The sequence below is a fragment of the Mycobacterium sp. genome (assembly GCF_032161845.1).
Lineage (GTDB): Bacteria > Actinomycetota > Actinomycetes > Mycobacteriales > Mycobacteriaceae > Mycobacterium.
Map to the genome: position 1 here is coordinate 1 of NZ_JAVRQA010000211.1, position 7923 is coordinate 7923.

Annotated in this window: 9 protein-coding genes and 1 pseudogene; 3 read left to right on the top strand and 7 right to left on the bottom strand. The window is 65.2% G+C overall.

The genetic code is table 11. The features are described from left to right. From QOD90_RS12275 to QOD90_RS12285, 3 genes are all read right to left on the bottom strand, one after another. A partial coding sequence (locus QOD90_RS12275) for an AIR synthase related protein (RefSeq protein WP_526350001.1) occupies positions 1-499 on the bottom strand: 499 nt, incomplete at its 3' end. Positions 500-541: 42 nt separating this feature from the next. Further along, positions 542-886, bottom strand: a complete 345-nt coding sequence (locus tag QOD90_RS12280; protein ID WP_526350003.1) for a VOC family protein — start codon at positions 884-886, stop codon at positions 542-544. Positions 887-900: 14 nt separating this feature from the next. Beyond that, on the bottom strand, positions 901-2202 hold the full coding sequence (locus QOD90_RS12285; RefSeq protein ID WP_526350005.1) for a M18 family aminopeptidase: 1302 nt from the start codon (positions 2200-2202) through the stop codon (positions 901-903). A 50-nt stretch (positions 2203-2252) separates the two neighbouring features. Here QOD90_RS12285 and QOD90_RS12290 point away from each other — a divergent pair, with 50 nt between their 5' ends. The 3 genes from QOD90_RS12290 (at position 2253) to QOD90_RS12300 (ending at position 4915) form a co-directional block, all read left to right on the top strand. After that, complete coding sequence (locus QOD90_RS12290; protein WP_526350007.1) at positions 2253-3269, top strand: Dyp-type peroxidase; 1017 nt, start codon at positions 2253-2255, stop codon at positions 3267-3269. Further along, the gene (locus QOD90_RS12295) at positions 3266-4063 is read left to right on the top strand and encodes a family 1 encapsulin nanocompartment shell protein (protein WP_526350009.1); all 798 of its coding nucleotides are present in this window, start codon (positions 3266-3268) and stop codon (positions 4061-4063) included. The genes QOD90_RS12290 and QOD90_RS12295 overlap by 4 nt, the downstream gene beginning before the upstream one ends. A gap of 102 nt (positions 4064-4165) precedes the next feature. Beyond that, the gene (locus tag QOD90_RS12300) at positions 4166-4915 is read left to right on the top strand and encodes an SDR family NAD(P)-dependent oxidoreductase (protein WP_526350011.1); all 750 of its coding nucleotides are present in this window, start codon (positions 4166-4168) and stop codon (positions 4913-4915) included. 62 nt (positions 4916-4977) lie between these two features. Here QOD90_RS12300 and QOD90_RS12305 read toward each other — a convergent pair whose 3' ends face one another. The 4 genes and pseudogenes from QOD90_RS12305 to QOD90_RS12320 all read right to left on the bottom strand — a co-directional run. After that, on the bottom strand, positions 4978-5718 hold the full coding sequence (locus QOD90_RS12305) for a hypothetical protein (protein WP_526350013.1): 741 nt from the start codon (positions 5716-5718) through the stop codon (positions 4978-4980). Positions 5719-5871: 153 nt separating this feature from the next. After that, positions 5872-5976 (bottom strand): annotated as a pseudogene (locus QOD90_RS12310) (phosphoribosylformylglycinamidine synthase subunit PurQ); the annotation flags it as partial. Position 5977: 1 nt separating this feature from the next. Further along, positions 5978-7336: a 9-bladed beta-propeller domain-containing protein gene (locus QOD90_RS12315; protein WP_526350015.1), complete on the bottom strand. Its 1359-nt coding sequence runs from the start codon at positions 7334-7336 to the stop codon at positions 5978-5980. Next, on the bottom strand, positions 7333-7923 hold a 591-nt coding region (locus QOD90_RS12320; protein WP_526350017.1), incomplete at its 5' end, for a hypothetical protein. The genes QOD90_RS12315 and QOD90_RS12320, both read right to left, overlap by 4 nt.

Genomic DNA, 7923 nt, shown 5'->3' on the forward strand with positions numbered 1-7923 from the left:
CCACGCCGTCGAGCACCCGACGGGTGTCTGGCGCGTCGGCGGCGCCGAAGCGCAGCTGATCCATCACCGCGACCGGACGGGCACCCATGGCCATGATGTCGCGGACGATCCCGCCGACGCCCGTGGCTGCGCCCTGGTACGGCTCGACGTAGGAGGGATGGTTGTGCGACTCGACCTTGAAGGTGACGGCCCAACCGTCGCCGATGTCGACGACGCCGGCGTTCTCGCCGATGCCCGCGAGCATGCCTGCGCGCATCTCGTCGGTCGTGGTCTCACCGAAGTACTTCAGATGCACCTTGGACGACTTGTAGGAGCAGTGCTCGCTCCACATCACCGAGTACATGGCGAGCTCGGCATCGGTGGGCCGACGGCCAAGGATGCCGCGGATCCGCTGGTACTCGTCGTCCTTGAGACCGAGTTCGCGGAACGGCTGCGGCTGATCGGGGGTGGTAGAAGCTTGCTCGACAGTGTCCACTTCGTGGGAGAACCCGGACGTCACGAAGTCATTCTATTGCCTTGGGGGCCGATTGAACGCGCGCGGCTAACCGGCGACGCAGAAGGCATTGCCCTCCGGGTCGGCGAGCACCACCCACTCGAAGTCAGGACCGAAGCTGTTCCGGCCAGTCTCCGTGGCCCCCGCCGACACCAGTCGGGTGACCTCGGCCTCCTTGTCGGCGGCGTGCAGGTCCAGGTGGACCTTGTTCTTTCCTGGCGTGGGATCGGGCACCTTCTGGAAGCCAAGCGTCGGACCGTTCGGGCGGGCCAGCATGACGAATTCGCCAGGAGCCACCGCATTCACCTCACCTCCGACGGCGTCGGCCCACCATGCCGCGAGCGAATCGGGATTGGAACAGTCGAAGGTCACCATTGCAATGTCGAGACTCATGCCCCGACGCTAGATCACACCGGTGACAGAAATGCCTGCAATGCGATGGCATAGGCGTTGACGTCCCTCGCGCCCATCAACTCCCGCGCCGAGTGCATCGCCAGTTGTGCGGCCCCGACGTCGACCGTCGGGATCCCGGTGCGGGCGGCAGTCATCGGCCCGATCGTCGACCCACACGGCAGGTCGGCGCGGTGCTCGTAGCGCTGCATCGGCACCCCGGCCTGGGCGCACGCCAGCGCGAATGCCGCCGCGGTCCGGCCGTCGGTGGCGTACCGCAGGTTTGGCTGCACCTTGAGCACCGGGCCGCCGTTGACCTCGATGAGGTGGCTCGGTTCGTGCCGTTCGGGGTAGTTGGGGTGCGTCGCATGGGCCATGTCGCCCGAGGCAACCATCGAGCCAGACATGCGGCGCAGGAAGTCTTCTCGCGTGCCGCCCCCGGCCAGGGTGATGCGCTCCAGCACCGTCGGTAGAAGCTCGGACTGCGCGCCGTGATCCGACGTCGAGCCCACCTCTTCGTGGTCGAACAGCGCCAGCACGGGGACGTAGCCGCCCGGCTCGACGGCCAGGAACGCCTCGAGCCCGGCGTAGCAGGTGCCCTGATTGTCCAGCCGAGGCGCGCTGATGAGATCGCGGTCGGCGCCGACGAGCGACGAGGCAGTCAGGTCGTGGGTCATCAGATCGGCGGCCAGCACGTCGGCTGGGTCCACGTCGGCGCGCTCCGCCACGTAGTCGACGAATGGCCGGGCCGCGCTGCCCGACGGACTTGCGCCCCAGACGGCGTTGACGTGGCGTTGCGGGTCGAGCGTCACGCCCTTGCGATCGTCGGAGAGGTGAATCGCCAGCTGCGGCACCCGCAGGATCGGATCGTCGATGCGGACGAGCAGGTCCTCGACGCCTGAATGATTCCCCGGGTCGCTTCGCTCCTGCCCGCCGTAGCCGTTCCTGAGCGACAGCCGGCCGCTGATCCCGAGGTCGCGATCCAGCCACGAGTTCAGCCACGCCCCGCCGTACGGCTCGAGCGCGACCACCCGCCACCCCGCCACGGACCGGTCGGGGTGCTGCTTGACCCGCAGGTTCGGACTGTCGGTGTGCCCTCCGACGATGCGGAACGGAGCGCCGCCGTCGCCAGACTTCCATGCGACCAACGACCCCGCCCGCACGACGAAGTAACCGGGACCGTCCGACGGCCATGGTTGAGACTCGGAGAGTTCGGTGTAACCCGCCCCGCGTAGCCGCTGCGCAACGGTGGCGCACACGTGGAAGGGCGACGGGGACGCGTCGATGAACTCACAGAGGCCTTGGGGGCTAGCTGCCATCTTTGTATCTTGACGGGCGTTTTCGCGGAGCGTCACGCTAGGGTCGATTTGTGTCCGCTCCGTTGCCACAGCCCGTAACGGCACCGCTCACGCCAGCAGCCATCTTTCTGGTGGCCACCATCGACGACGGTGGTGAGGCGGTGGTCCACGACGCCCTCGGCGACCTGTCCGGACTGGTGCGCGCAGTTGGGTTCCGCGACCCTAGCCGACTGCTTTCACTGGTGACCTCCATCGGCTCGGACGCCTGGGACCGACTCTTCGCCGGGCCCCGCCCCGCCGAGCTGCATCCGTTCATGGCACTGCAGGGTCCGCGGCATTCCGCCCCTTCCACGCCGGGGGATCTCCTCTTTCACATCAAGGCCACCTCGCTCGACTACGCCTTCGAACTCGCCAAGCGCATCGTCAACGCGATGGCAGGCGCGATCACCGTCGTCGACGAGGTTCAGGGCTTCAAGTTCTTCGACAACCGAGACCTCATGGGATTCGTGGACGGCACCGAGAACCCCGCTGGCGCAGTGGCGGTCAAGGCCACGTCCATTGGTGCGGAGGATCCCGACTTCGCCGGCGGGTCCTACGTGCACGTGCAGAAGTACCTGCACGACATGGGCGGGTGGGACGCGCTGCCAGTCACCGAGCAGGAACGGGTGATCGGCCGGACCAAGCTCGAAGACATCGAAATGGACGATGACGAGAAGCCCGCTAATTCCCATCTGGCGCTCAACGTGATCTCCGACGCCGACGGCAACGAGCTGAAGATCGTGCGGCACAACATGCCCTTCGGCGAACTCGGCAAGTCCGAGTACGGCACGTACTACATCGGGTATTCGCGTACCCCGACGGTCACCGAGCGGATGCTGCGCAACATGTTCATCGGCGATCCGCCAGGCAATACCGACCGCATTCTGGACTTCTCGACCGCGATTACCGGCACGATGTTCTTCACACCGTCGGCCGACTTCCTCGACGACCCACCGCCGCTGCCGGATTCGGAGCCCGACGAACCCGAAGTAGCCTCCATCTCCACCGGCTCCCTGTCGATCGGCAGTTTGAAAGGACAATCACAATGAACAACCTCTACCGCGACCTGGCGCCGATCACCGAAGAGGCTTGGGAAGAAATCGAATTGGAGGCGACCCGGACCTTCAAGCGGCACATCGCCGGGCGCCGCGTCGTCGACGTGAGCGACCCCGGCGGTCCCGCGAAGGCGGCGGTCAGCACCGGCCACCTGGTCGACGTCGCACCCCCGGGCGAAGGCGTGGTGGCGCACCTCCGCGAGAGCAGGCCGCTGGTTCGGTTGCGGGTGCCGTTCACCATCTCGCGCACCGACGTCGACGACGTCGAGCGTGGCTCGCAGGACTCCGACTGGGATCCGGTCAAGGAAGCCGCGAAGCAGCTCGCCTTTGCCGAGGACCGGGCGATCTTCGAGGGCTACGGCGCGGCGTCCATCGACGGCATCCGCAAGTGCAGCTCCAATCCGGCGCTGGCCCTGCCCGCCGATCCGCGGGAGATCCCGGACGTGATCAGCCAGGCGCTGTCGGAGCTTCGGCTGGCCGGCGTCGACGGGCCCTATTGCGTGCTGCTGTCCGCGGACGTCTACACCCAGGTCAGCGAGACCACCGAGCACGGTTATCCGATCCGCGAGCACCTCAACCGCCTGATCGACGGCGAGATCATCTGGGCGCCTGCCATCGACGGGGCGTTCGTCCTCTCCACCCGCGGTGGCGACTTCGACCTGCAGCTCGGCACCGACGTGTCGATCGGCTACCTGTCCCACGACGCCACCACCGTGCAGCTGTACCTCGAAGAGACGTTGACGTTCCTCTGCTACACCGCAGAAGCCTCGGTCGCCCTGACCGCCTAGCGCCCCCCTCGCGAGGCCCGCCGGGTTATGGAATAAAAGTTCCAATACGGGGCTTGTGGTGAATGGCTTCACCACAACTTCAACGCCCAGGAGGCGAGTCCCATGACGAACACACTCACTGGAAAGACGGCATTGGTAACCGGTGCCACCGCAGGCATCGGGTACGCCATCGCGACCCAACTGGCCGCCGAAGGCGCCGAGGTCGTCGTCCACGGCCGCAACGCCGAGCGCGGCGCGAAGACGGTTCAGGAGATCGAGAACGCTGGCGGTAAAGCACGTTTCGTCGCCGCCGACGTGTCGGTCGCCGAGGACGTCCGCCGCCTTGCCGACGAGGCTGGCGCAGTGGACATCCTGGTGAACAACGCGGGCATCTACCGCTTCGCGCCGACGTTCGACACCACCGACGCCGATTTCGACGATCAGATCAACACCAACCTGAAGGCGCCCTACGTGCTGGTGCAGAAGCTGGTTCCCGGGATGATCGCGCGCGGCGGCGGTTCGGTGATCAACGTGACGACGGTTGCCGCCACGACGCCCGCCGCAGGTGCGGGCATCTACGGCGCAAGCAAGGCGGCGCTGGAACTGCTCACAAAGCTGTGGGCAGATGAGTTCGGCGCTCAGGGTGTGCGCGTGAACGCCGTCGCCCCCGGCCCGACCCAGACACCTGGCACCGCCGACTTCGAAGGTGACCTCATCGAGGGCCTTGGCCGCACGACCGCATTGGGCCGCACCGCCGAGGCCGACGAGATCGCCAACGTCGTGACGTTCGTGGCATCGCCCGCCGCGAGCTATGTCAACGGCGCGATCCTGACCGTCGGTGGCGGGGCGCAAGCGATCAAGCCCGCTGCCTGATCAACAAGCGGTTTCGGCGCGTTTTCGTTCGGTCAGCGAACGGGAGCGCGCCGAAGTCGCGTCTAGGCGACGTCGAATTGCTCATTCGCGAGCCGCCGCAAAGCTCGTCCGTCGGTGAGTTCCGAGCGGTCAGCGGGATGCTGCCAATAGAAATCGACGAGTCGACGAAGTGAATGTCCGTCCGGAGTGATGGAGGCGGCCGCGATCGACTGGCTGCTCCCATCGGACATCACGAACACGACGGCACCTGACGTTGCAGCTGGTTGGTCCGGCGCTGAATCCGTGATGTCCTTCACGTCGGCCCAGTCGCCGGCCTGTAGCCGCCAACCCTGCGCGATTTCAAATCCAGAGGGCGTCAAGAGGATGTACTTGGAGCTTCCGCGCCGCAGTGTTCGCCATACGGTGAGTGCAGCCAATATCGCGGCCACTCCAGCTACGAACGGTAGATACAGCCGCATCTCCCGCGGAACCGGGATGTCCAGCTTGTCTAGTGGAGCGAGGACCGCGAACATTCCACCGCCGATGAACAGCCCTAGAAGAGAGACCTGGATTGGCCCGTCCACTCCCCGATCGGGCCGGATGGTGGTACCCAACTCATCGAACTGTCCGCGCGGATTGATCCTGCCAGGAACGGCTTTTGCGAATGGGACGATGAAGCCGATGCAAAACATCGAGAAGCCCAGAGTCGCAACAGCTGTCAAGAAATCACCGTGAAGGGCGCTGATCACTGTCCACACCGTGGCGAGCACTCCAAGTGCGCCGAACAGCAGACCGCACAGGATGGCGATGGGAAGGGCGTTCATCCCGGGCACACTATGTTGCCGATGATGCCGCCGACATAGCCGAACGTCCAACCGCCGAGCATGTCGCCGCCCATGGCGAAGATCTCGTGCCTACTGACCGAAGTGACTGCCTCTCGACGCTAACATCCGTTCAGGGGTGTTCCGCGCGGCAAATCAGGTCGCTAGCACCGCGTCCGGCGCTGAGTAAAACAGTCCCAGCCCGTCGTCGGACGGGCCGGTCGTAGCGAACCGTTGAGACGGGAGCGCGCCGATGTCTCGTCTAGGCCGGTGCCACCAACGAGAACAACTCGTCATTGGTGCGCTGAATCAGCGTGGTGTTGACCCGCCATACGTCCTTGCCTTCGCTCTGCGTTTCACCGGGAAGCCGCCACAGCTCATCGCACGTCGAGAGGTCGAACGCGCGGGCCACCGCCCCGTCGCTTCTGATCAACGCTACGTCGCCATCCGATGCGATGTAGTAATAGCCGAGGCCCTCGACATCACATGTCTTGGCGCTCGCGCCGGTGCGCAAATCGTATTGCCGCCAACTCTTCTCGCGCTCACCGCCCGCTTCGATCAAGAGCCGCTCCCCGATCAGCCGTGTATAGGGCATCACGGTTGACTTGGGCAGTTCGAGGAGCTTTCGACCGTCGAGGCTGACGACGGTGTCAGACGACTTTCCCTGCAACAAGGGGATATCGCGCGAGCCGGTGAGGATGGTGCCCTCGAGCTCTCGTCGACCCAACACTTGGCCGGACGAATCGAACAAGGCCACCCGATCCCAGGTGTAGTCGGCCGCCGACGAGTATTCGTAGCCGAACCCACCCGGATAGACGAATGCCAGCCCGAACAGCCCACCCTGCGGCACCGCAGGTTTCACGACTTTGCCGTCTGCGATCGAAAACACCACATCCGTGGGGGACGAACCTGCTCCGCCCTGAACGGCTATTGGCTGGGGCGGCGAATCGCGGTTCCAGTTCCTTTCCTGGGATACCGATCCGCGGCCCGGGACGAACCACGTGAGCTCGGCGTGAGGTCCGACGCCGTGGACGCCTTCACCACTCACGGTTGCGAGAGCGAAGTCGCCCCGTTGCTCGACCATCGGCTCCCCTTGGTTTGACGACAATCGCAATTGAGTTGCGCCGTCGAACAACAACTGCCCCTTGCTGGAATCCACGACCCACGCCCGCGCCAGCTTGGCAGGATCTCGATCCTGCCGCAGGCACAACACCATCGTCGGGCCGTTGACGAAACAGTCGAAGGAAAGGGCGTCATCAGACCGGCCCAGCTCGAGCGGTGCAAAGGTGCGGCGCCCCGTGGACACGTCGAGCCCAACCAACCACCAACCGGTGCCCGTGATGCCGAGGAAGTAGGCGTTGTCACCGATGTTTCCAATGACTTTGGGGATCGTGCCCGGCGGGAAACCGAGTTCCTCCGACGATGTCTTCCAGCCGGGCACGGGCTCCCTGCGCATCGACGCCGTGAGCAGCAGTTGCGGCGGAAGCCCAAGGGATGGTGGCGATTGCGGTTGAGCCGGCTGTCTACGCGTCGAAACCACGAGTGCGACGACGACGGCGACGACCACCACCAACGACGCTGCACCGAAGATCCACCACCGGTTTCGGATCGACGTCATCATGACTTGCCCTCGAACTCGTTGAGCCTTTCGACCGTTCGGCCGGTGGCCAGTTCGTCGCGCTTGTCGGGATTGATCCAGTAGTAGCGCACCAAGCGACGAAGCGCCTCACCTTTGGGCGTGTAGGAGTCGATGGCCTGGGTGCGAACCCTTCCGTCACCGAACTCGACGAATAGCGTGCCTCGCACTGGTCGCGCCTTTCCGACCCGGCGGTCAGCGAAGTCGACGACGTCGTTCCACTCCCCTCGTACCGACGAGACCCCCTGCCCAAACTCGAACCCATCGGGACTCAGGCGCAGAAAGCTGTTTCCGCCGCGTCTGAACAGCGACCAGAGGTTCGCAAACCCAGTGAGGGCAACGCCGATCGCCGCGATCGACCACATGCGCTGGCTGCCGTATGGCAGCGGGATGTCGATCTGATTCCGGAGCGAGAACACGGCGTACACGGCGACGGCGACGACCACTGCAACCGTCGCCGACGAGAGCAGGCGATCCACAGTCAGATCTGGTCGTATGGTCGTCTCGCGGTCACTGACCTCGGTGCGGGGTTTTACCTTGCCAGCCAGAGTGAGGACCAAGGCCGACTCGAT

Bases quoted from the DNA above. Each gene is read 5' to 3' on its own strand.
- QOD90_RS12280 (WP_526350003.1), bottom strand. From the start codon at position 886: ATGAGTCTCGACATTGCAATGGTGACCTTCGACTGTTCCAATCCCGAT.
- QOD90_RS12285 (WP_526350005.1), bottom strand. From the start codon at position 2,202: ATGGCAGCTAGCCCCCAAGGCCTCTGTGAGTTCATCGACGCGTCCCCG.
- QOD90_RS12295 (WP_526350009.1), top strand. From the start codon at position 3,266: ATGAACAACCTCTACCGCGACCTGGCGCCGATCACCGAAGAGGCTTGG.
- QOD90_RS12300 (WP_526350011.1), top strand. From the start codon at position 4,166: ATGACGAACACACTCACTGGAAAGACGGCATTGGTAACCGGTGCCACC.
- QOD90_RS12305 (WP_526350013.1), bottom strand. From the start codon at position 5,718: ATGAACGCCCTTCCCATCGCCATCCTGTGCGGTCTGCTGTTCGGCGCA.
- QOD90_RS12315 (WP_526350015.1), bottom strand. From the start codon at position 7,336: ATGATGACGTCGATCCGAAACCGGTGGTGGATCTTCGGTGCAGCGTCG.